The sequence below is a fragment of the Gammaproteobacteria bacterium genome, assembly GCA_033344735.1.
GTDB lineage: Bacteria > Pseudomonadota > Gammaproteobacteria > UBA4575 > UBA4575 > UBA1858.
The window spans coordinates 824,651-846,376 of the sequence record JAWPMW010000001.1 but is presented as its reverse complement, the minus strand read 5'-3'; the positions used below and the strand labels follow the sequence as shown (position 1 = coordinate 846,376).

The following is a 21,726-nucleotide window of genomic DNA, read 5'->3' as shown; positions in this document are numbered from 1 at the left end:
TTAGTCTGTAATGCTTGAGTAGTAATCTGCCAGTTTTTCAATAGCTTCTTCTCCATCGGTTTCAGCCATTTCTTCTAGCTTATTTTTCATTTTTTTCGGCATAGCACGGTCGCCATTGGCAAAATCTTTCATTGAATATAAGAAGTATGATTTCCATTGCCCTGCTAGTACGCCAGTGTCGTCATCTGCTAAGCGACCTTCATCTTCGTGGCACTTTTCACAGTATTTGTCATGTAGTTTTTTACCAGCACTTGCGTTGGCCGAGTCAAAAGATTGTGACGCTCGTATCGGAGATTCATTGCTGAAATGTTCTGCAATCTGTTTGATTTCTTCTTCAGTGTATCCTTTAGCGAGGCGCCCCATAATAGTTGAATAACGGGGGAAAGCTTCAACATCTTCAAAGTCAGCATCTGACTCTATAACAGAATCTAATTTGTCATCATCGTCATCATATTTATAAGCCAACATCGCCCCCATTAAGTAATTAGGAGACATACCTGCGAGATTTGGAATAGCAGGGCCCACACTATTACCTTCTTCACCATGACAGGCTACACACGTGTCTGTAAGCATGCTTGTTGAGCTATGATCGGCAATTACGTAACTACTATGTAATGCTCCTGCCAGCAACAAAGCGGTTAATCTTGTTGTTATTTGCATAGTTGACTCCTGCGATTTACGTTTACTTTATTAGTGCATAATTATAGCTTGCACGATAATAATTGTTTTAAATTATGTATATATTGTTTGTTTTGTATGCAGTTTGAATATTTTTAGACTTGCCTAAAGCAAATAAATTCTAATAAATTACTTTAAATAAGTTATGCATCTGGTTCACTAGGCTCTTTATGTGCAACGCCTTTATGACAATCTATACAAGTTTTGCCTTGTTTTTGTGCTCTTTTATGCTTCTTGCGAGACTGTTTCTCTTGCTCTGAAGGGTCCATAGATTCAAATGAATGGCACGAGCGACATTCGCGTGAATCTGTTGCTTCCATTTTTGCCCATACTCGATTGGCCATTTTCCAACGATGTTGCTCAAATTTCTCCTCGCTATCAATGGTGCCCATTATCTCGCCCCATACATCTTTAGCTGCCATCACTTTCGCATAAAGTTTAGGTCCTAGAGAATGTGGTACGTGGCAGTCTGGGCATCCCGCTCGAACGCCAGAGGCATTTTTATAGTGATATGACTCCATCCATTCTTGTTTTACCCACTGCATAGAATGGCATGAAGTACAAAATTCTTCTGTATTAGTAGTTTCAAGGGCTGTTGACGAGCCGATGGCAAAAACTACTCCCAGTGCTACTGCAAACAAAAATCCTATCCAACGTAAGAGCTTTACTGGTTTATTAACTGGGCTATTAGAATCATCTGACATAGTGCGACCGAGGGTGTTAGTATCAAGTTAAGTTACTGCATTCTAGGAAATATTCTTTATCACCACAATGCAGCAATCTATCTGTGTCCATATTGTTTGATATTTATCATCAGTACAGTACCTTGATTAGATCTTAATGTCGTCACAAATGTCTGTTAGCCAAGAAAGTCATCAATTAGTTGCAAACTCACTCACATGTGAGCGTGGGGGTAGAATTTTATTCGAGAATCTCGAATTTACAGTCCAAAGTGGTCAAGCTATGATCATTCAAGGTAGTAATGGAGCCGGTAAGACTAGTCTATTACGTATTATTACCGGTCTAAGCCAGCCATCTGAAGGGGCTGTGTCTTGGAATGATCAAAATATCATCAATATTGCTGAGGAATTCCAGCAGCAACTCTTATATATAGGGCATCTTTCTGCGGTTAAAACCGAGTTAACAGTGAGGGAAAATTTGCAGCTCCTTAAACGTTTCTGGCCATCTGATGCTGTCGGTTCAATCGCAGATCTTGCGGAAAATGTTGGATTGCGTCAGCGTTTAAGTGTTTCTTGTTCAAGGTTATCTGCGGGGCAACTTAGAAGAGTATCGTTGGCTCGCCTATTTATATCCACGCAAAAATTATGGGTACTTGATGAGCCTTTGACTGCGCTGGATGTGGGTTTCATAGAAACAGTGGAGAATTGTCTGCAATATCATCTTAAATCTGGTGGTATGGCTATATTGACTACTCACCGTGGGATTGATCTGGCTGATCAATCCTCATTTTGTGTGAATCTATAGAGATTACCGACACTATGCGATTGTTCTATTCAATCTTGTATCGAGACTTAATGCTAGCTATCAGGCGTCGAAGAGAGTTAGCTAACCCACTGGTTTTCTTCGTAATAGTAGTTAGTCTGTTCCCTCTGGGAGTGAGCCCTGATCAAGAATTGCTGAGTAAAATGGCGCCAGGTGTGATTTGGGTAACTGCACTCCTAGCAACCTTGATGTCGATGGATGCCATGTTCCGTTCCGATTATGACGATGGTTCATTGGAACAATTGTTGTTGCTGCCAGGTCCTAAAGTATTATTGATAGGTGCGAAAATTACTGCGCATTGGCTCAGTATCGGGTTGCCATTAGTTGTACTAGCGCCAGTTATGTCATTGCTCTTGTATTTTCCTATGCACGCAATAGGTAGTTTGATAGTCACATTATTGATTAGCACCCCCATACTGAGCTTGTTAGGTTCTGTTGGTGTTGCATTAACCCTTAGTTTGCGCTCTGGAGGAATTTTGTCTTCATTATTGATTTTGCCCTTTTATATCCCTGTATTGATTTTCTCAACCATGGCGATCAATGCGTCGGCTAATAACCTCCCTGTTTCGGGATACTACGCACTTTTAGTGGCATTTCTAATAGTCTTAACAATATTAATTCCATTTGCAGTGGTTGCTGCATTAAAAGTTTCTTATAACTAGGTATGATGCAATTTATCCATAAATACGGATCACCCAAATATTTTTATCAGTGGTCTAAGGGTTGGCAGCGTTGGCTAACAGTAATAACCCTTCTTCTATTAAGCTTTGGTCTGTACCAAGGCTTTTTTGTAGCGCCTACCGATTACCAACAGGGTGAAAGTTATCGAATAATTTTCATTCACGTGCCTGCTGCTTGGATGTCTATGTTTGTCTATATGGCAATGGCAGTGTCTAGTATCGTTGCACTTGTGTGGCGAATAAAAGTGGCGGAAATTGTCATTGGAGAATGCGCAATCATCGGAGCGTCATTCACTGCCTTAGCACTTATCACTGGAATGTTATGGGGTAAACCTATGTGGGGAACATACTGGGTATGGGATGCACGATTAACCTCAGAACTTGTATTACTGTTCTTGTATTTTGGAGTCATTGCATTGCATGGGGCGTTTGAAGACCCACGCACTGGTGCAAGAGCTGCTGCAATACTTGCCATAGTGGGGATTATTAATATTCCAATAATTAAGTATTCTGTAGAATGGTGGAGCACATTACATCAACCTGCCACGGTGGCGAAGTTCGATAAACCTTCAATGCATATGTCTATGCTAATTCCTCTGTTGGTGATGGCAGTAGCATTTAAAACTTACTTTCTAGCATTGCTATTTTCGCGAACACGCTCCGAAGTGCTATCGCGCGAAAAAAATACATCGTGGGTAAAAGATGTTATGGAGAAAGAATCATGAAAGAATTTTTTGCTATGGGCGGTTATGCTTTTTTTGTATGGGCATCTTATGGAATAGTGGCATTTGTTATGATTGCAAATGTAGTTGCCGCGAAAATCAAACGTAAACGAATTTTTAAAGAGTTACAGGAATTATCGGAAGAGTCCTGAGTATCAAGATTTAAGTATAGAGATTTTAATAATGACGCCAAAAAGAAAACAACGTTTAATATTTGTCATGGTGCTAATTGTTGGCTTCGGTGCCGCGATTGGTCTTGCGCTTTTTGCCTTTCAAAAAAATCTACTATATTTTTATAGCCCTTCACAGATTGCTTCAAGTGAAGTTGAAAAAGGTCAAATGTTTCGCTTGGGTGGTTTGGTAGTTGAAGGAAGTGTAGTACGTGAAAGTGATGGTATTACTACGCAATTTGATCTTACAGATACAGCGGGAAGTATTACAGTGAGATACACCGGCTTATTGCCGGATTTATTCCGTGAAGGGCAAGGCATTGTTGCACAAGGTAAGATTAATCAAAAAGGTGTATTCGTTGCTCAAGAAGTATTAGCAAAGCATGATGAAAACTACATGCCCCCTGAAGTGGCGGAAGCATTAAAGGAAGCGGGGGCTAAACATCCTGTATCTATTCCAAAGACTACTATTAATTAATTCTAGATAATATCTATGGTTGCAGAAATTGGTCAGTTCGCATTAGTCATTGCTTTATGTTTGGCAATTACACAATCAACTATCCCACTAATCGGTGCGCATCGTAACAACCTCAGTTGGATGGCGGTAGGGCGCACAGCTGCCAGTGGGCAGTTTCTATTTCTATTGATTTCTTTTGTTTGTTTAACATACTGTTTTGTGACTAACGATTTCTCTGTGTTGTATGTTGCTAATAACTCTAATACGAAATTACCTGTTTATTATCAAATTTCAGCAGTATGGGGTGCACATGAAGGCTCTTTACTTCTCTGGGTGCTAGCTCTTGCTGGCTGGGGTTTTGCGGTATCAATATTTAGTCGTGCGCTGCCTGCGGAGATGATTGCTAGAGTATTAGCAGTTATGGGTATGATAGGTATTGGTTTTATTTTATTTACTTTACTTACATCAAACCCATTTGAAAGATTATTTCCAGCAGCGATTGAAGGGCGTGATTTAAATCCTTTGTTGCAAGATCCTGGTTTAGTCATACACCCACCAATGTTGTATATGGGGTATGTTGGTTTTTCAGTAGCATTTGCATTTGCCATTGCTGCATTATTAAGTGGCAAGTTAGATTCTGCATGGGTGCGATGGTCTCGCCCTTGGGCAAGTATTGCTTGGGTATTTCTAACTATAGGAATTGCACTTGGAAGTTGGTGGGCATATCACGAGTTAGGCTGGGGTGGTTGGTGGTTTTGGGATCCAGTGGAAAATGCTTCATTTATGCCTTGGTTAGTAGGTACAGCGTTAATTCATTCCTTAGCAGTCACAGAAAAACGTTCTACATTTAAAAGTTGGACAATTCTGTTATCAATCATGGCATTCTCATTAAGCTTGCTTGGTACCTTCTTGGTGCGTTCGGGCGTATTAGTCTCAGTGCATTCATTTGCGAGCGATCCTGCACGTGGTGTTTACATATTAGGTTTTTTGGCTGTAGTAGTTGGTGGCTCGTTAACATTATATGCATGGCGTGCGGCTCAATTTACTTCTGGCGGACGTTTTGATTTGGTTTCTAAAGAAACCATGTTGCTCATTAATAATGTATTGCTAGTAGTAGCGATGATCACCATTCTAATAGGTACTCTTTATCCGCTGTTCTTAGATGCATTAGGGTTGCCAAAATTATCAGTTGGACCTCCGTATTTTTCAGCAGTGTTTGTGCCATTGATGTTGCCTTTAGTAATAATCATGGGAATAGGGCCCATTGCTAAGTGGCGCCGTGTACCAGTAAAAGAATTATTTAGTAGGTTAAAAATATTATTATTTTTAGGTATTGCCCTGGGAATTATACTCCCATTAGCGATTTACAGAGATACAACTATTATGACGGCTGTCGGTATTGCAGCTGCAGCATGGGCAATATTAACTGCGCTATATGCAGTGTTGAGATTAATCATTAAACGAGATAGCTCAACATCATTGGGTAAAGCGTATAAAAAAATACCTCGAGCAATGTTAGGTATGGTGACGGCACACATTGGTATAGGTATATTTATTCTGGGTGTAGTTTTTACCAGTTCATTCAGTGACGAAAAGGAAGTAAGCGTCACTTTTGGTCAGCAGGTTGAATTAGCCGGCTATACATTTATATTAGAGAATGTTGGGCCCGTTCAAGGACCTAACTATAAAGCCATGCGTGGCAGTGTAAATGTGACAAGAGATGGATCACCAGTAGCTATGTTGTATCCTGAGAAACGAATTTATACCGTACAAACAAATCCCATGACTGAACCTGGAATTCAAACAGGTGTTTTCCGAGATTTATATGTGTCTTTAGGCGAACCTATAAATGAGAATGAATGGGGTTTTAGAATTTATTATCGACCATTTATTCAGTGGGTTTGGTTTGGTACGCTACTTATGGCAATTGGCGGTATATTAGGCGCTATGGACAAACGTTATCGAACTTTGGCGACAGTAAAAAAGGAAGTGGATAATGGAAATTCTGACACACAAACAACATCCGCTTAACTAATTTATACCGACAAGACATGATTCGTTTTCTTATTCCTGTATTACTCTTTTTAATATTGACTGGATTTTTGTTTGTTGGCTTATATAAGGATCCATCTCTAATTCCTTCACCATTAATTGGAAAACCGATCCCAACATTTGCTACCAGTACATTGAGAGATCCTGGCAAGATAATTTCTGATAAAGATATTCAGGGCGACTATGCACTGATAAATGTCTGGGCAACGTGGTGTGCTGCGTGTAAACAGGAACATGCAGCATTAGTTTATTTGGCAAGTCAATTACAAGTACCTATCTATGGGCTTAATTATAAAGATGATCGTGGAGCTGCTATTAATTGGTTGAAGCAATATGGTGACCCATATGTTATTAATATTTTTGATGAAAATGGCCGGATAGGCATCGACTTTGGAGTCTATGGTGCTCCAGAAACATTCTTGATAGATAGTAAAGGAATAATACAACATAAACTTGTGGGTGTAATGACTCCTGATGTATGGGAAAAGCAATTTATGCCTAAAATAAATCAGATCACAGCAGCATTACAATGAATAGAGCGAAAATTTTTGTTTTTACTTTTATTGTGTTGCATTCATCAGTAAGCATCCCGCAAGTGATTAGTGTTGCGCCTGAATATGAAGAGCGTTACGAACATCTTTTGTCCGAGCTGCGTTGCTTAGTTTGTCAAAATCAAACAGTGGCAGAATCACCTGCTGATCTTTCTAATGACTTGCGCATTGAAGTAAAAGAAATGTTGGAGAGAGGTGCGACAGATCAAGAAATTTTAAAATTCATGTCTGACAGATATGGAGATTTTGTTTTATATAATCCTCCAGTTAAGCCGCGCACTTACTTATTATGGATTGGGCCATTTTTGCTACTTGCTGGTGGACTTATCACTGCACTAATGCTGGTTAAACGACGCTCAATGGATATTACGGATAATGAATTGAATGACAAAGACAGGCAACGTCTAAAAGATCTTCTCGATGAAGATATTAATACGAAAATGAAATAATAAGGCAATATAAATGATCACTTTTTGGTTAGTCGTAATTGGTTTGATATTGCTTGGACTTTTATTTGTCTTATTGCCATTACTTTCAAAGGAAAATAAAAATCAGTACGTTTCCAGAGAGGAAATTAATAAGGCAATTTATATCGGTAAAGTAGAAGATTTAGAAGCTGATTTAGAGCGTAACCTCCTAGACAAAGAAGAGTACGATCATGCGCTTGCCGACTTGCAGCAAACGTTATTACAAGATGCTGATGTTGAAGATACCAAACCGTTTAATTTGCGTGGTAACAAGATAATGACTTTGACCATAGCTATAGTATTGCCAGTGGTCGCTTTGCTCACATATAAACAAGTCAGTACTGGAAGTTATACTTATGATGTCGCTAGTAACCAGACTGTTGCATCATCACAAATGCAATCTATAGAAAACTCGATTGCCAGTTTGGAGAAAAAATTAAAAGAAAAGCCTGACAGTGTCGAAGGTTGGAGAATGTTAGGGCAGTCATACTTTGTGACACAACAATATGAGCTTGCCAAGCAAGCTTATATTAAAGCTCTTGATCTTGTTAACCAAGCCGACCCAGAAATATTAGTATTGACTGCAGAAGCGTCAGCATTTTCTAATAATGAATTATTCAGCGACTATGAAAAATCATTATTAGCTAAAGCCTTGTCTATTAACCCTAATCATCAGCGTGGCTTGTGGTATTCAGGCTATGCAGCTTATACAACCTCTGACTTCCAGAACGCAGTTAATCATTGGCAAACATTATTAACTCTGGTGCCAAATGATAGAGCAGATGTGAAAGCATCATTAGTCCAGTTTTTAAATGATGCGCGTAGTAAAGCAGGTCTAGTACCCTTAGAGCAAGCAGAGGATATGGCTCAACAAGACACAAGTGATCAGCGCAAAATTGAAGTTTCTGTACAACTTAATGAAAGTGTTAACCAATTAGCAGGGTCTGGCGACACATTGTTTATATACGCTAGAGCAGTAGATGGCCCAAAAATGCCGCTTTCATTAGCGCGTTTAACCGTTGCAAGTCTTCCTGCAAAGGTTACTCTATCTAAAGAAATGGCCATGATGCCTAGTATGGATATAGATACTTTTGAAAAAGTAGAAGTGTTGGCGCGTATATCAAAAAGTGGTCAGGCGATAACTCAAAAAGGTGATCTCATTTCGAAATCAGTCGTTGTAGATTTTTCAGAAACGAATATAGCTGCTGTGAATCTAGATATTAGTGCTATTGCTGATTAAGTTAATATATCAAGTCATTAATCCAGTGTAGATGAATCTACACTGGATGTTGTAGATAAATAACTTGTGAAAAAAGTACTACTCTATTAATTGAATAATGCTATGCCTATAGCAATTGATAAGATAGTGTAGAAAAACAATCCTGTTGATTCAAGCCAATAGTTGCATATAGTACTTTGTGCTTGTGATGTGTACATAGTTTTCCTTAATTATGATGATTGTTCAGAAACATTGAAATCTGGTTCTATGTAAATAGCTTCATATACTCTTTTTAGATTGCGTATTGCTTCCATTGAATGACCAGCATTCAGTGCTTCACGTACAGTCACTAAACTCGCCTTAGCAAAAGTATAATCAAACCATGCATTATTAGGGTAATCGCTGGTTTCAGATTCTCCTTTATAGACAACATCAGTTTTAATTTTTTGTTTTAAGATTGGCAGAGTCTCATTGTTTTTCAGTTCTGTAAGATCTAGCTTTGGTAAGTAGTGGGTATGCGAGTGTGCAATCCTGTCTTTTTTGTCTTGATTGGTTTCAGTTAATGTGTTTTGAGTGAAATTGGACTCAATTTTTTCGATCAAATCTAAAGACGTTGTTACATAAGAAAGTGATTCTTTTGGTTGATACGTCATGTTATTAAGCGCTTGTTCTGTATTGACTAAAATTTCATACGCATAATTTGAAACGTCGAGTTGACTATCTTTATTACTTGCAAACAGATTACTTGTGCTGAAGAGCATGGTAACAGTCAGTGCTGTCGTTAGTGTTAATTTAGATTTAAGCATTTTTTTATCCTGTGATTTTTCGTTAAGTGTAGATTTTGATTTGCTATATAAAATAGTGTTCATGTTTTTCCCTTAATTAGTAATTAATGATTGTGTTTGGCGCTTAATATTCTTTAATTTTCTAATCTTATTAAGTCTGTTTTTTATCGTAAAGCTTGATGCTTTAATTGCTGCGTTTGATGCTTTATAAATATTATTTGCACGATAGTTAGTAATAATATCTGGCATACCTTTAACTGAAACTAATATGCGGCAAGTACGAGTTTTTTGATTGTGTCTTGCATCTTCATTAAATAACCTAACAATTACTTTTCGTACTTTAGTGTTTGCGTACTGTAATGCGTGAGTAACTTTTTTGTGGATATGATTTTCCAAGTTTTCGGATAACTCAAATCCTCTTGCTTGAATTTCTACATGCATCTGTATTAGCCCCTTTTGTTTGTGATGGTGAAAAGATTAATCCATAGAGAAACTACTAACAAATCGTATATTTTTTAGCTTTAATTCGATAAAAGTTTAAAATAATGAAATTATTTAAATCGATAAAAACGATGATTTAATATGAATAAATCGAATATTCCTTATTTTTCAATTATAAGATAATATATGTCTAAATAGATGTTGATGTATTTTTATAAGCAAAGATGAAGCATAGATGAGACACTTAAACTATAGCCACTTACACTATTTTTGGACGGTTGCACGTGAAGGTAGTATTGCAAAAGCATCCGAATTACTGCACATCACGCCACAGACAATCAGTGGCCAATTAAAATTATTGGAAGAATCTATTGGAGAGCCTTTATTCCAGCGTGCTGGTCGTGGATTAAGTCTTACTGCAATGGGTGATGTGGTAAATCTTTATGCTGATGAAATTTTTACTTTGGGTGGTGAGCTTGCGCAACGCGTACAAAGCCAGTCAATTGAAGTTCATAATAAACTTAGTGTGGGAATATTAAATTCAATTCCCAAGCTAATCGCTTTTCGCACAATTGCGCCTGCATTAGAGTTGGAAGAATCTATCAAAGTGATTTGTCAGGAAGGAGAATTTGAAACATTACTGGGCGATCTCGCTGTACATAAGTTAGATTTGATAATCTCTGACAGACAAGTCCCAGCAGGGTTGAATGTGAAAGCATATAACCATAAGTTAGGTAATAGTCAAATAGCTTTTTTTGCACATAAAAGTATTGCGTCAAGATATAGTAAGAAATTTCCACAATCATTGACTAATGCACCATTGTTATTGCCTGCTAGCAATAATCAAATGCGTAGAGATCTTGACGACTGGTTTGATGAAGTTGGGGTGCAGCCTAATATTGTTGCTGAAGTAGATGATAGTGCATTAATTAAAGCATTTGGTGAAGCTGCTATTGGTCTATTTCCTGCGCCATATGCAGTGGCAGAAGCAATTGAAAGTATGTATCACGCAAAACTTGTAGGCACGATAGAGTCCGTCACTGAAACCTATTACACTATATCCCCTGAAAGGAAGATAAAGCATCCTGGTGTATTAAAGATAACTGAAGAAGCGAGATCCAGACTTTTTAACTAAATTTTAGTCGTAGCAAATCTAAATTTATCGAGAGTAATAAGTTTAAGCAATCAACCTTTTATCTTTTCTTAACAGCTCTCGACGTACTCTGGATATCGTGTCTTTGATTGCTAATTTACCGTTTGAATTTTTTACTTTGAACTGAAATTTATGTCCTGATATATCTTCCCCTAGTATGTCGCAACAATAATATATTTGTTTTGTTTTTTTGCACGTATAGAAATTAATTTCACTGAACTTTATGTTTTTAACAATAGGAGCAAGCAAATAATCCACTTGATAATTGATTGTTCTACGCCATATACTATCAAGTTCTGCTTCAATGTGTAGCCTAATCATTTCTAACTCCATGTTGTTATGACTAAACTATAGTTTTATATGCGTCGTTGATAAAACAGATATTTCAATATTGACGGTTCGGCTATATCGATTAGTTAGAGAAATATTTCATCGTTATTATATAACAACAAAATAATCTTACTTTAAATTTGGGCTATTAATACAAATGAATGATGTGAAATCATCATATATTGCTTCTTTCTTTAAGATGGAATCTGCAAGCGGTATATTCTTAATTTTTGCTACTGTACTAGCATTGATATTTGCTAATACATCTTTAAATCAATTTTATTCGTTGTTGCTATCAACGTCTTTAGAAATTCATGTGGCGGAATTGGTCATAGCCAAGCCTTTATTATTATGGATCAATGATGGATTGATGGCTGTATTTTTCTTTTTGGTTGGCTTTGAGCTTAAAAGAGAATTGCTCGAAGGTGAGTTATCGAATAAACGTAATATTATTTTGCCTGGTATTGGTGCTATTGGAGGTATGGCTGTTCCTGCTCTAATTTATCTATACTTCAATTATGACGACCCAGTAGCATCTCAAGGGTGGGCAATTCCTGCAGCTACAGATATAGCATTTGCCTTAGGCATACTAAGTTTATTAGGTAGCCGTGTCCCGATTTCTTGTAAGATTTTTCTTACCTCACTTGCCATCTTTGATGATGTGGGTGCAATAATTATTATTGCTTTGTTCTATACATCAAAAATTTCAACAACTGCTTTATTGATTGTTATTTTATGTCTAGCCATATTGACATTATTTAATATAAAAAATATATGTTCACGAAGCCCATATGTGCTAATTGGTATTATTATGTGGGTAGCAATGTTGAAATCAGGTGTACATGCTACTTTGGTAGGCATATTGTTGGCATTATTCATTCCGCTTCAATCTAGAAAAGACCCCGATCACTCAACCTTAAAAAGTTTTGAGCATGATTTACATACTGTGGTTGCTTTCTTCATTCTTCCTGTATTTGCATTTGCTAATGCAGGAATTAATCTATCAACTATCAGTATTGACTCTGTTACTCATCCAGTCTCTATGGGTATTTCATTAGGCTTATTTGTGGGAAAATTAATTGGCGTGTTTGGTTTATGCTGGCTAGCTATAAGGTTTAAATTAACTTCATTGCCTTCTGGAATGGATTTGCAGCGTTTGCTAGGTTTATCGGCTTTATGTGGTATAGGGTTTACAATGAGCATGTTTATTGGATCACTTGCTTTCGAAGAAACAGGTGTTAATCTGTTATTTGATGAAAGATTAGGAATAATAATTGGTTCATTATGTTCAGGAATATTGGGCTATTTTATTCTTCGACACAGTTTCAATAGTAAATAATAAAATTTTAAGAAGCTGCCACAATGATAGATTCTGTCGTCGAGACTGTTTAATTTTTATACTGCAAGATTCTTTGCTACGCTAACGTGATATATTTTTCTGAGTAAATCGATAGGTGACATTTATCTGGTGATACTACGCATACAACTAATGAAAACTCTAATCGGTATTAGTGCATTTAGTAACCTCCAATTATACTAATACTTACAGTATGATTCTATTGATACATAATGTCTGAAATCAAAAAGACAAGATTTTTGCCACCTTACGGTGTATTAACTGCAATGGCAGTAATGTATTTGTTAGATAAGTTTATTCCACTTTTGACATGGCAAAATTCACGTGTCATTGCATATTTTTTAATGATTAGTTCTTTTTTATGTGTTTCATATTGTGCTTATGTGTTCAATAAGTATGAGACGGAAATAAAACCATTTGAAGAATCGAAATTTTTGATTTTATCTTGGCCGTATACACTTAGTCGCAACCCTATCTATCTTTGTATGTTTGCTTTTTTGCTAGGTTGGGGCTTATTTTTACAATCAATTAGTGCTTTTATTGTAATTGCATATTTTGCGATATGGATTCATAAAAGATTTGTCTTGCAAGAAGAAATGATGCTGAAAAACAAATTTTCGAATGAATATCTTGCATATACGCAGCGCGTTCGACGTTGGTTATAATAGTTAAGAGATATTTTGGTACAAAACTATAATATACACTTATATTGCACAATTTTATTAGATATTTAAAATAACAATCTGAAAATCACCCGCGAAGCCTAAGAACAATAATGCATAAGTTACTGCGACTGATTGGAATATTCCTGCTTATTACTATCAATTTTACTAATAATCACGCTGTCGCTCATGCATGGTCATTAGACTCAATGCTCAATACCCCAGATTGGTTAACGGTTAGCGGACAACATCGCATTCGATATGAAACTCTAGACGAACAATTTCGAGCTGGTGGAAATGGTGATGATCAAATTCTTGTGTTTAGAACAAATATCTTGGTATATGTGACATGGAATCAATGGGACTTTGCTGTTGAGTTACTAGACTCGCGGCAGGCATATGGTGATGATAGTACTAAGATCGCATCTGGTGATGTGAATCCGCTCGATATCTTGCAAACTTATGCCCAATGGAATTTTTCAGATTTTTCACAAAATCAGGTGAATAGTAATGTACGATTTGGGAGGTTCACCATTGATGTAGGAAGTCGTCGTTTGGTTGCACGTAATAAATTCCGTAATGCAATAAATTCATTTACTGGTATTGATTGGACGCTTGAAACTGATCAAGGCGAGAAGTTTCGTGCATTTTATACATTGCCTGTTCATCGTTTGCCACAAGAGTTTGAACGCAGAGAGCGCAATAGAAGTGAAGGTGATGATCAAGATACAGAGGTTGGTTTCTGGGGCTTGTATTACAAGTTACCAAAATCTAGTGTGAATATATGGGATAGTGAAGCTGAACTATATTATTTTGGCTTGGACGAAAATGATACACATAATCGTCCAACAAAAAATCGAGACATACATACAATCGGTGGTCGCATTTATCGAAAAAGGTCACGTAGTCATTTTGATTATGAATTAGAAGCTGTTTATCAGTTTGGAAAATCAAGAGCTACTACTTCAGCCACTGATAGAGAAGATTTAGATCATAGTGCTTACTTTGGACATGCTGAGTTAGGTTATAGCTTTAATATGGCATGGTCACCAAGATTGGTTGCGCAGTTTGATTACGCAAGCGGGGATAATAATCCTGATGATAATGATAATAATCGCTTTGATAGTTTATTTAGTGTCAGGCGTGGTGACTTTGGTCCTTTAGGTATTTATGGACCATTTTCACGTGCAAATATTGTGTCTCCAGGATTGCGGTTACAACTTAAGCCTAGTTCTATACTATCTATGTTTATTTCTCATCGAGCCTACTGGTTAGCGTCTGATCGTGATACTTGGGTAGTTGCAGGAGTGCAAGACCCAGAAGGTGAATCAGGTAGTTATTTAGGCCAGCAGTTAGAAACTCGTTTGCGCTGGGATATTAATCCCCAAAATTTACGTTGGGAGATTGGTGGAGCATATTTCTTCAAAGATGGTTTTGCCCATGATGCACCTAATGCTAATGATGAAGGTGATTCTAATTTCTTATACAGTCAGGTGACTTTTTCTTTTTAATTTACCGATCGATCAGATGCATTTAATAATGAAAAAAACTTTAAATACAATTTTTATCAGTTTGTTGTTTATTGCTGTGCAATTAGTTCATTCAGAAGAAACGCCTTATATACTTCTACAATCTACAACATCGACGAAAAATTCAGGATTGTATGATTATTTACTTCCAAAGTTTAAGCAATTTTCTGGTATTGATGTGAGAGTGGTAGCTGTTGGTACGGGGCAGGCATTAAGAAATGCGCGAAATGGTGACGCGGATGCATTAATAGTTCATGAGAAAAATCGCGAACAAGAATTTGTTTCTCAAGGTTATGGCATTGAGCGTCACGAATTAATGTACAACGACTTTATTTTGATTGGGCCAAAGTCAGACCCAGCTGCTGTATTAGAGACTAGTGATGTTATAGAAGCACTACAAAAAATTTCTCAAACACAGTCGATATTCGTTTCAAGAGGTGATGATAGCGGCACACATATTAAAGAATTGTTGTTATGGAATATGGCAAGTGTAGATGCAGTAAAAGACAGTGGAACATGGTATCGGGAAGCAGGTGCTGGTATGGGGGCTACTCTAAACACAGCGGTGAGTATGAATGGGTATGCAATCACAGATCGTGCCACTTGGATTAGTTTTGGTAACAAACAAAATCATGTATTGGTGTTAGGAGGTGATCCGCCGTTACATAATCAATATAGCATTATTGCAGTCAATCCTACTAAACACCCACATGTTAAAGTAGAGATGACTTATATATTTATTGACTGGTTGCTAAGTGATCAAGGTCAACAATTTATTGCAGACTATAGAGTACAGGGCGAGCAATTATTTTTTCTTAACTCTAAATAATAGACCATAGCTAATATTACATTTTATTTGTAATAGAAGAGTTAAAACTAAGGTCTCTCTTTAATACGTTAATTAACTCATAGAGGAATGATGGAAACTATATTATTTGCCATCGTTGGTATTATTGCGCTTATTTCAATCATGCTGTTACCGAAAGTATGTACTGAAAATTCATTCTTCTCGGGTTTATCTCCCGATGGTAGGCAACCTAGCGTAGTTACTCTAACTTTTTCGCAAGTCACGACATGGATATTTGCCAGGTCATTAATGAATGCCGCTATTCTTGGATATTATTATGGCATATGGGGAACTTTAGCTTACGCGGGGTACTATTTTTCATTTTTGACTGGGTGGAAAATTATCGAAGTCATACGCTTTAAACAAGGCTTTGCTAGCTTGCATGCATTTTTGCAAAAGCGATTTGGTCGAGTAGGAGTGTCTTGTTATAACGCGGTGGTAATTATCCGATTGATTAGTGAAGTGTTCGCAAATTTATTAGTCGTTGGCATTTTATTTGGTGTTGCAGGTTCAAATTTGTATAGTATTGCTATTGTAGGATTCTCTGCCGTGGTGTTGTTCTATTCCATGTTGGGTGGATTACATGCTTCTTTGAAAACTGATGTATTTCAAATGAGTATGTTTATTGTTGTGTTGTCTTTATTGTTGCTGTCAGTATTTGATAATGGTCAATTCTCGCTAGTGGATCTAAATTTTATAGGCTTCGAAATAGGTCAGCCGGGGCCAGTGTTACTACTTGTCGCTTTATTACAGATTTGGAGTTATCCCATGCACGACCCGGTAATGATGGATCGTGGCTTTCTGGCAAATCGTGATACAACTAAGAAAAGTTTTATTCATGCTGCATGGATAAGTATTGTATGTATTATTGTTTTTGGCTGCTTGGGTGTCTTGGCGGGTGCAAATGCATTGGAAGGTGAAGATATGAATGTTGTGTTGATGCGTATGTTAGGTGAATGGCCAATGCTATTGCTTTCGCTTACCTTAATAGTCTCTGCGATGTCTACTTTAGATAGTAGTTTATCAAGTGCATCAAAATTGATTGTTCTTGATATGAAATTAATTTCACATAGTGTATTAAATGGTCGTTTAGTGATGCTAGTGTTTATGATGCTAGGTGTGCTATGTGTATTCTGGGGGAATAAAGATTTATTCAGTGCGGTGGCTGTAAGTGGAACTGCATCTTTATTTTTAGCTCCTGTTGTGTTTTTTTCTATCTTTGCTGGTAAGGATAACGTACCAGTGTGGAGTTTATTAGTTTCATTTGTACTGTCTATTCTCGGCGCTACTATTTATTTCCTTGAGTCCTCCGGTTATAGCGCATGGCTGGGCGACATTCATAAATATACTAAATTGTTATACATCTCAGTGTTTGTGCTTTTGACAGGGTGTTGTGCATTTTGGCTAGGCATTAAAACTAATCGATTGAGCGCTTGGTGAGATCTATATAAGCATCAATACGGCGGTCACGGAAATATGGCCAAACTAACCTTTGTTGATCAGACTCTGTCAAATCAATATCAATAATAACATTTTCATTTTTTTCACTTGAGCATGCGGCTATTATTTTTCCTCTTGCGTCGCATGCAAAGCTATTTCCCCAAAATTGTATACCATCAGTTTGTTTGCTAGGGTCTTTTTCATAGCCAACACGATTAACACTTATAACAGGTAAATTGTTGGCAATAGAATGGCTGCGCTGGATAGTTATCCAAGCATCTAATTGACGTTGTTTTTCTTCTTTAGTGTCGTTTGTGTCCCAGCCAATTGCTGTGGGGAAGATTAAAATCTCTGCACCGGCTAATGCCATTAAACGTGCAGATTCTGGAAACCACTGATCCCAACATATTAGAATACCTAGAGTACCGATGTTTGTCTTGATGGGAGTGAAGCCTGTATCGCCAGGGGTGAAGTAATACTTCTCATAATAGCCTGGGTCATCGGGTATATGCATTTTTCGGTAATGACCTGCGAAACTTCCATCGTTATCTAATACAATAGCAGTGTTGTGATAAACACCATTACTACGTTTTTCAAATATTGATCCAATAATAACAACTTTATTTTTTTTTGCACAAGTTGCAAGAATTGATGCGGTGTTACCATCCAATGATTCTGCAAGATCAAAATGATGTTGTGATTCTGTTTGGCAAAAATATAAAGAGCTATGTAATTCTTGTAAAACAATTAGTTGAGCGCCTTGTTGGGCGAGTAAATCTATTTTTTCAAGTGTGTAGTGAAGATTTTTATGAGTGTCTTCAATATTGCTATGTTGTATTAACCCAGCTTTCATTCGTGTATTTCTTGTTTAATTTTATTTGAGTCTATAACGTTTTCAGGAATTTGCAATGTTGAACAATGCAGGCTGCCATATTGTTTCAATAATGACTTGGCATTAATTCCAACTACTTTTCTATCAGGGCAAGCGCTATCAAAAATATCTAATGCTAACTGATCATGCTCATCGTCATGCATTGGTACTAATATTATGTCGTTAGCAAATACAAAATTAATATAGCTAGCGGGCGCAAAAATATTTTTATCTAACTCTATTAATATTTTGGGTAATGGTACCGGGATTAATTCATAGGGTTTTCCTTGTTTGGTTTTCAATGCCCTTAGCTGCGTTAATAGTAAGAGTAAACAGGAATGATCGGGGTGGTCAGGATCGTGGCAAGCGGCATATACAATCGTATTATCGTCGATAAATCTTGCCAGGGTATCTATATGTCCACCTGTATCATCGCCAGTCAATGCAGGAACATCAACTGATAATACATGTTTTGCAGACAACTCGTACTTAATTGATTCAATTAGCTTTTCCTTATCAATATTTTCTTTTTGCAAATTGCGCTTTACACATGCGATATTGGTTAATAGCGTTGCATTGCTATCAAACTCCAAATTGCCGCCTTCGAGGACTAAGGGTGAGCGGTGATATTGACATTGCTCACTTATAACTAATTTGAATAAGCTTTCAGAAAACAAATTGTCTAAACGGCATGCGTAGTGTTCGCCCCATGCATTAAACTCCAAATCAATGTATTGGTATTCTTTGTTACCAAGTAATATCTGCGGGCCATAGTCACGAACCCAAGTATCATTAGTTTCGATCTTAATCATAATAATGTTTTGCATATTGCAACAATATTCATTGCAAAGTTTTTTTATATATAGTTTATGCTCGTTATTAAAGTAGATAATGATGACATTTTGAACTTGAGTTAATGCGTGAGTTATTTCTACATAAGTAGTGGAAATTTCATCGAGCATGTTTGCCCAGTCCGAGTATCGGTGAGGCCAAACTAGTATCGTGGCTGCTTGAGTATGCCACTCTGGAAGAGGGAAATAATTTTTCACTGCTAGGCGAATGCTGAAGTAGAACGCCTAGCTATTATTCATTGTCGCGTGGGAAATTCCCAGTGATTTAATTGCCTGCAGTGACTACTGAGTGTAGTACGTAATTATGTTCAAAAAACACCGAATAATCTGGGTAGTCCCAACGGTAAATGGCTGGTGTGCCAGTTGGTCCAGAAATTGCCATTGGAGAGCCAAAATTAGTTTCTACTTGGCTTTTGGTCATTCCACGAACAGGTGCAGAGTCACTAGTAAGTACATGAGGTGATTGCGAGGGCATCTTGATAACATCAGCATGGACGCCAAAAGCGACAACTAATGAGAATGCGATACAATAACGTATGATTTGATTAATCATGGATATATCCTATTACAAAGTTGTCGTAACTATATCACTCAGAAGATTTTTCTCGCATATGTTCATGACGTAAAAGGGATAATTCGAAGGTTTTTCCAGACTAATGACAACAAACATGATTGCTTCATTTGGGTTTGAATATCTATGCTATTCATAATTCAATTAATTCATATAAAACAATAGAATAGCTATTAAATTTAAAGTAAATAATAATGTTTAAACCGTTAGAATTATTTATTGGCTTACGCTATTTGCGTGCGAAGCGGCGCAATCACTTCATTTCGTTTATTTCTCTAACTTCGGTACTAGGGATAGCGCTTGGGATTATTGTGATAATTACTGTGCTGTCGGTTATGAATGGTTTTCAAACTGAAGTGCGTGACCGCATGTTACGCATGACGGCACATGCCAATATTTTGGAATTGGATGGAACCTTAGATGATTGGCAACAAGCGGAAAAGGCAATTAGCCATATGGATGAAATTATTGGTGTTGCACCCTATGTAGAGGGTCAGGCGATGGTAGTAAAAAGCACACAGGTGACTGGAGTGTTATTAAGTGGTGTCGATCCAGGATTAGAATCAGGAGTCTCAGAGATAAGAAATTTCATGGTGGATAATGACCTTAACGTGCTTGAGCCAGGAAAATTTCGCATTCTTATTGGTAGCGAATTAGCGCGTTTTTTAGGTGCTAGAGTGGGTGGAAAGATTACCGTTATCACGCCAGAGGCATCTGTGACGCCCGCAGGAATATTACCGAAACTGAGAAGATTCACTATCGCTGGTATTTATGAAGTAGGCATGAATCAATTTGATAGAAACACCGCTATTATTCATATTGAAGATGCTAAACGTTTATATCGTCTAAACGATAAAGTCACTGGACTAAGATTAAAGCTATCAGACTTGTTCTTAGTCCCAGAGCTGACACATAAGTTAAATCAAGATTTACAAGGTAAGTTTTGGATGACTGACTGGACTAAGCGTCATCAAAACTTTTTCCGTGCAGTAAAAATGGAAAAGACCATGATGTTTATTATTATGACACTCATTGTTGCAGTTGCAGCATTCAATGTTGTCTCTATGTTAATTATGGTGGTAACTGATAAGCAATCAGACATAGCTATACTTCGAACTTATGGAGTATCTTCACGCAGTATTCTTTGGATATTTATAATTCAAGGTAGTTTGATTGGTTTTGTGGGTACCGTATTGGGTGTTGTTGGGGGTCTTGCTTTAGCTCTAAATTTGGAAGCTATCGTTGCTTTTGTTGAGCAATTATTAGGTCTAAAGGTACTGTCGCCAAGTGTTTACTATATTAGCGACCTTCCTTCTGAAGTTCGTTCTGGTGATGTTGTTTACGTAGCATGTATATCATTCTTTTTAACGGTGCTAGCCACACTTTATCCCGCGCGCAAAGCAGCAAAAACTGAGCCCGCAGAAGCGTTGAGGTACGAGTAATGAGTGCAAATCAAAACAATGTCATTGAAGTGAATGCATTAAGCAAAAGTTTTCATGATGGTGATCTCAATGTCAATGTGCTTAAGCATGTAGATTTTTCATTGCAAGCAAGAGAGCGTATTGCAATTGTTGGTGCTAGTGGTAGTGGTAAAAGTACATTACTTCAGTTGCTTGGTGGGTTAGATAAACCTAGTAAAGGTCAAGTGACACTTTGTGGAAATAATTTAAATGAAGTCAATGACACTATGCGTGGTGAATTACGTAATCAATATCTAGGCTTTATATATCAGTTCCATCATTTGTTGCCTGAGTTTACCGCATTAGAAAATGTGGCTATGCCATTGATGGTTCGCAATCAATCTGTCAAAAAAATTCAGCAACAAGCTAAAGAGATTCTTGGTCATGTAGGTTTAAAGGACCGCATTAAACATAAACCAAGTGAATTGTCTGGTGGAGAGCGCCAGCGTGTTGCAATTGCAAGAGCGCTAGTGACGCAGCCAAAAGTTATTCTTGCTGATGAACCAACAGGTAATCTAGATAGTAAAACAGCATTACAAGTGTCAGGGCTAATGACAGAGTTAAATATTGAATTGGATACAGCCATTGTCTTGGTCACTCATGATATGAGTCTAGCTGAAACTATGGACAGTATCTACGAAATAAAAGACGGCGTGCTGACTACAACATAGTATGAATACCTGGGCAGTCTATATTTTAGAATGTAAAGATAAAACACTCTACACAGGTATCACAAATAATTTAGAACGTCGCATTCAGCAACATGAATCTGGCCAAGGAGCAAAATACACAAAAGGCCGTGGACCATTTCGCATTATATATACCGAAAGTTGTGAAGATCAAAGCATGGCATTAAAACGTGAGCATCAAATCAAACAATTAACAAAACAAGGAAAGTTAGACTTAATTACCCCAAGTAATTAAAAAACT

At 37.3% G+C, this 21,726-nt stretch carries 25 protein-coding genes; 18 read left to right on the top strand and 7 right to left on the bottom strand.

Going from position 1 to position 21,726, the window contains the following annotated elements; translation table 11 throughout:
• Complete coding sequence (locus R8G33_04435) at positions 1-660, bottom strand: c-type cytochrome (protein MDW3094903.1); 660 nt, start codon at positions 658-660, stop codon at positions 1-3.
• A gap of 161 nt (positions 661-821) precedes the next feature.
• On the bottom strand, positions 822-1,382 hold the full coding sequence (locus R8G33_04430) for a NapC/NirT family cytochrome c (protein ID MDW3094902.1): 561 nt from the start codon (positions 1,380-1,382) through the stop codon (positions 822-824).
• A 136-nt stretch (positions 1,383-1,518) separates the two neighbouring features.
• Between R8G33_04430 and ccmA the strand changes: the two genes are divergently transcribed.
• The 9 genes from ccmA to ccmI are packed head-to-tail and all read left to right on the top strand — an operon-like array spanning position 1,519 to position 8,520.
• Positions 1,519-2,163 carry a cytochrome c biogenesis heme-transporting ATPase CcmA gene (gene ccmA / locus R8G33_04425; protein ID MDW3094901.1) on the top strand — a complete coding sequence of 215 codons (645 nt, stop codon included), beginning with the start codon at positions 1,519-1,521 and terminating at the stop codon, positions 2,161-2,163.
• Positions 2,164-2,213: 50 nt separating this feature from the next.
• A complete protein-coding gene (gene ccmB / locus R8G33_04420) occupies positions 2,214-2,843 on the top strand; it encodes a heme exporter protein CcmB (protein ID MDW3094900.1) in 630 nt (209 codons plus the stop codon).
• Positions 2,844-2,848: 5 nt separating this feature from the next.
• Positions 2,849-3,586, top strand: coding sequence for a heme ABC transporter permease (locus R8G33_04415; GenBank protein MDW3094899.1), 738 nt, complete (start codon positions 2,849-2,851; stop codon positions 3,584-3,586).
• Positions 3,583-3,735, top strand: a complete 153-nt coding sequence (gene ccmD, locus R8G33_04410; protein ID MDW3094898.1) for a heme exporter protein CcmD — start codon at positions 3,583-3,585, stop codon at positions 3,733-3,735. Before R8G33_04415 ends, ccmD begins: the two co-directional genes overlap by 4 nt.
• 31 nt (positions 3,736-3,766) lie before the next feature.
• Entirely contained in the window at positions 3,767-4,231 is a 465-nt protein-coding gene (gene ccmE / locus R8G33_04405) for a cytochrome c maturation protein CcmE (protein MDW3094897.1), read from the top strand.
• A 15-nt stretch (positions 4,232-4,246) separates the two neighbouring features.
• Complete coding sequence (locus R8G33_04400; GenBank protein MDW3094896.1) at positions 4,247-6,241, top strand: heme lyase CcmF/NrfE family subunit; 1,995 nt, start codon at positions 4,247-4,249, stop codon at positions 6,239-6,241.
• A gap of 20 nt (positions 6,242-6,261) precedes the next feature.
• Positions 6,262-6,795 (top strand): DsbE family thiol:disulfide interchange protein, encoded by a 534-nt coding sequence (locus tag R8G33_04395; protein ID MDW3094895.1) that lies wholly within the window; start codon positions 6,262-6,264, stop codon positions 6,793-6,795.
• On the top strand, positions 6,792-7,262 hold the full coding sequence (locus R8G33_04390; GenBank protein MDW3094894.1) for a cytochrome c-type biogenesis protein: 471 nt from the start codon (positions 6,792-6,794) through the stop codon (positions 7,260-7,262). The genes R8G33_04395 and R8G33_04390 overlap by 4 nt, the downstream gene beginning before the upstream one ends.
• A 13-nt stretch (positions 7,263-7,275) precedes the next feature.
• The gene (gene ccmI / locus R8G33_04385) at positions 7,276-8,520 is read left to right on the top strand and encodes a c-type cytochrome biogenesis protein CcmI (GenBank protein MDW3094893.1); all 1,245 of its coding nucleotides are present in this window, start codon (positions 7,276-7,278) and stop codon (positions 8,518-8,520) included.
• Positions 8,521-8,729: 209 nt separating this feature from the next.
• Here the strand turns inward: ccmI and R8G33_04380 are convergent, their stop codons facing one another.
• Together R8G33_04380 and R8G33_04375 are read right to left on the bottom strand one after the other, a co-directional pair.
• The gene (locus R8G33_04380) at positions 8,730-9,368 is read right to left on the bottom strand and encodes a hypothetical protein (protein ID MDW3094892.1); all 639 of its coding nucleotides are present in this window, start codon (positions 9,366-9,368) and stop codon (positions 8,730-8,732) included.
• Between the two features lie 9 nt (positions 9,369-9,377).
• Complete coding sequence (locus R8G33_04375) at positions 9,378-9,725, bottom strand: HPF/RaiA family ribosome-associated protein (protein ID MDW3094891.1); 348 nt, start codon at positions 9,723-9,725, stop codon at positions 9,378-9,380.
• 235 nt (positions 9,726-9,960) lie between these two features.
• Between R8G33_04375 and nhaR the strand changes: the two genes are divergently transcribed.
• From nhaR to R8G33_04345, 6 genes are all read left to right on the top strand, one after another.
• Positions 9,961-10,860 (top strand): transcriptional activator NhaR, encoded by a 900-nt coding sequence (nhaR, locus tag R8G33_04370; GenBank protein MDW3094890.1) that lies wholly within the window; start codon positions 9,961-9,963, stop codon positions 10,858-10,860.
• A gap of 505 nt (positions 10,861-11,365) precedes the next feature.
• Positions 11,366-12,547, top strand: a complete 1,182-nt coding sequence (gene nhaA / locus R8G33_04365) for a Na+/H+ antiporter NhaA (protein ID MDW3094889.1) — start codon at positions 11,366-11,368, stop codon at positions 12,545-12,547.
• Between the two features lie 230 nt (positions 12,548-12,777).
• Entirely contained in the window at positions 12,778-13,230 is a 453-nt protein-coding gene (locus R8G33_04360; GenBank protein MDW3094888.1) for a methyltransferase, read from the top strand.
• 110 nt (positions 13,231-13,340) lie between these two features.
• A complete protein-coding gene (locus R8G33_04355) occupies positions 13,341-14,738 on the top strand; it encodes an alginate export family protein (protein MDW3094887.1) in 1,398 nt (465 codons plus the stop codon).
• 28 nt (positions 14,739-14,766) lie between these two features.
• Positions 14,767-15,585 (top strand): substrate-binding domain-containing protein, encoded by an 819-nt coding sequence (locus R8G33_04350; GenBank protein ID MDW3094886.1) that lies wholly within the window; start codon positions 14,767-14,769, stop codon positions 15,583-15,585.
• 87 nt (positions 15,586-15,672) lie between these two features.
• On the top strand, positions 15,673-17,043 hold the full coding sequence (locus R8G33_04345; protein ID MDW3094885.1) for a sodium:proline symporter: 1,371 nt from the start codon (positions 15,673-15,675) through the stop codon (positions 17,041-17,043).
• Here the strand turns inward: R8G33_04345 and R8G33_04340 are convergent.
• The 3 genes from R8G33_04340 to R8G33_04330 all read right to left on the bottom strand — a co-directional run bounded on the left by R8G33_04340 (position 17,021) and on the right by R8G33_04330 (position 19,318).
• Positions 17,021-17,896: a carbon-nitrogen hydrolase gene (locus R8G33_04340; GenBank protein ID MDW3094884.1), complete on the bottom strand. Its 876-nt coding sequence runs from the start codon at positions 17,894-17,896 to the stop codon at positions 17,021-17,023. The genes R8G33_04345 and R8G33_04340 overlap by 23 nt on opposite strands.
• Positions 17,893-18,963 (bottom strand): agmatine deiminase family protein, encoded by a 1,071-nt coding sequence (locus R8G33_04335; protein ID MDW3094883.1) that lies wholly within the window; start codon positions 18,961-18,963, stop codon positions 17,893-17,895. Before R8G33_04335 ends, R8G33_04340 begins: the two co-directional genes overlap by 4 nt.
• Before the next feature lie 67 nt (positions 18,964-19,030).
• Positions 19,031-19,318 (bottom strand): hypothetical protein, encoded by a 288-nt coding sequence (locus tag R8G33_04330; GenBank protein ID MDW3094882.1) that lies wholly within the window; start codon positions 19,316-19,318, stop codon positions 19,031-19,033.
• Between the two features lie 212 nt (positions 19,319-19,530).
• Here R8G33_04330 and R8G33_04325 point away from each other — a divergent pair, with 212 nt between their 5' ends.
• From R8G33_04325 to R8G33_04315, 3 genes are read left to right on the top strand one after another with little or no spacing between them, the layout of a single operon-like run.
• Positions 19,531-20,778: a lipoprotein-releasing ABC transporter permease subunit gene (locus R8G33_04325; protein ID MDW3094881.1), complete on the top strand. Its 1,248-nt coding sequence runs from the start codon at positions 19,531-19,533 to the stop codon at positions 20,776-20,778.
• The gene (gene lolD, locus R8G33_04320) at positions 20,778-21,467 is read left to right on the top strand and encodes a lipoprotein-releasing ABC transporter ATP-binding protein LolD (GenBank protein MDW3094880.1); all 690 of its coding nucleotides are present in this window, start codon (positions 20,778-20,780) and stop codon (positions 21,465-21,467) included. Before R8G33_04325 ends, lolD begins: the two co-directional genes overlap by 1 nt.
• Position 21,468: 1 nt before the next feature.
• Positions 21,469-21,720 (top strand): GIY-YIG nuclease family protein, encoded by a 252-nt coding sequence (locus R8G33_04315; GenBank protein ID MDW3094879.1) that lies wholly within the window; start codon positions 21,469-21,471, stop codon positions 21,718-21,720.
• Positions 21,721-21,726: the final 6 nt, after the last annotated feature.

Bases quoted from the DNA above. Each gene is read 5' to 3' on its own strand.
- R8G33_04340 (MDW3094884.1), bottom strand. From the start codon at position 17,896: ATGAAAGCTGGGTTAATACAACATAGCAATATTGAAGACACTCATAAA.
- lolD (MDW3094880.1), top strand. From the start codon at position 20,778: ATGAGTGCAAATCAAAACAATGTCATTGAAGTGAATGCATTAAGCAAA.
- ccmA (MDW3094901.1), top strand. From the start codon at position 1,519: ATGTCGTCACAAATGTCTGTTAGCCAAGAAAGTCATCAATTAGTTGCA.
- R8G33_04390 (MDW3094894.1), top strand. From the start codon at position 6,792: ATGAATAGAGCGAAAATTTTTGTTTTTACTTTTATTGTGTTGCATTCA.
- R8G33_04350 (MDW3094886.1), top strand. From the start codon at position 14,767: ATGAAAAAAACTTTAAATACAATTTTTATCAGTTTGTTGTTTATTGCT.
- R8G33_04375 (MDW3094891.1), bottom strand. From the start codon at position 9,725: ATGCATGTAGAAATTCAAGCAAGAGGATTTGAGTTATCCGAAAACTTG.
- R8G33_04380 (MDW3094892.1), bottom strand. From the start codon at position 9,368: ATGAACACTATTTTATATAGCAAATCAAAATCTACACTTAACGAAAAA.
- ccmB (MDW3094900.1), top strand. From the start codon at position 2,214: ATGCTAGCTATCAGGCGTCGAAGAGAGTTAGCTAACCCACTGGTTTTC.
- R8G33_04415 (MDW3094899.1), top strand. From the start codon at position 2,849: ATGCAATTTATCCATAAATACGGATCACCCAAATATTTTTATCAGTGG.
- ccmI (MDW3094893.1), top strand. From the start codon at position 7,276: ATGATCACTTTTTGGTTAGTCGTAATTGGTTTGATATTGCTTGGACTT.
- nhaA (MDW3094889.1), top strand. From the start codon at position 11,366: ATGAATGATGTGAAATCATCATATATTGCTTCTTTCTTTAAGATGGAA.
- R8G33_04360 (MDW3094888.1), top strand. From the start codon at position 12,778: ATGTCTGAAATCAAAAAGACAAGATTTTTGCCACCTTACGGTGTATTA.
- R8G33_04400 (MDW3094896.1), top strand. From the start codon at position 4,247: ATGGTTGCAGAAATTGGTCAGTTCGCATTAGTCATTGCTTTATGTTTG.
- R8G33_04395 (MDW3094895.1), top strand. From the start codon at position 6,262: ATGATTCGTTTTCTTATTCCTGTATTACTCTTTTTAATATTGACTGGA.
- R8G33_04430 (MDW3094902.1), bottom strand. From the start codon at position 1,382: ATGTCAGATGATTCTAATAGCCCAGTTAATAAACCAGTAAAGCTCTTA.
- R8G33_04435 (MDW3094903.1), bottom strand. From the start codon at position 660: ATGCAAATAACAACAAGATTAACCGCTTTGTTGCTGGCAGGAGCATTA.
- R8G33_04345 (MDW3094885.1), top strand. From the start codon at position 15,673: ATGATGGAAACTATATTATTTGCCATCGTTGGTATTATTGCGCTTATT.
- R8G33_04330 (MDW3094882.1), bottom strand. From the start codon at position 19,318: ATGATTAATCAAATCATACGTTATTGTATCGCATTCTCATTAGTTGTC.
- R8G33_04325 (MDW3094881.1), top strand. From the start codon at position 19,531: ATGTTTAAACCGTTAGAATTATTTATTGGCTTACGCTATTTGCGTGCG.
- R8G33_04355 (MDW3094887.1), top strand. From the start codon at position 13,341: ATGCATAAGTTACTGCGACTGATTGGAATATTCCTGCTTATTACTATC.
- ccmD (MDW3094898.1), top strand. From the start codon at position 3,583: ATGAAAGAATTTTTTGCTATGGGCGGTTATGCTTTTTTTGTATGGGCA.
- R8G33_04315 (MDW3094879.1), top strand. From the start codon at position 21,469: ATGAATACCTGGGCAGTCTATATTTTAGAATGTAAAGATAAAACACTC.
- ccmE (MDW3094897.1), top strand. From the start codon at position 3,767: ATGACGCCAAAAAGAAAACAACGTTTAATATTTGTCATGGTGCTAATT.
- nhaR (MDW3094890.1), top strand. From the start codon at position 9,961: ATGAGACACTTAAACTATAGCCACTTACACTATTTTTGGACGGTTGCA.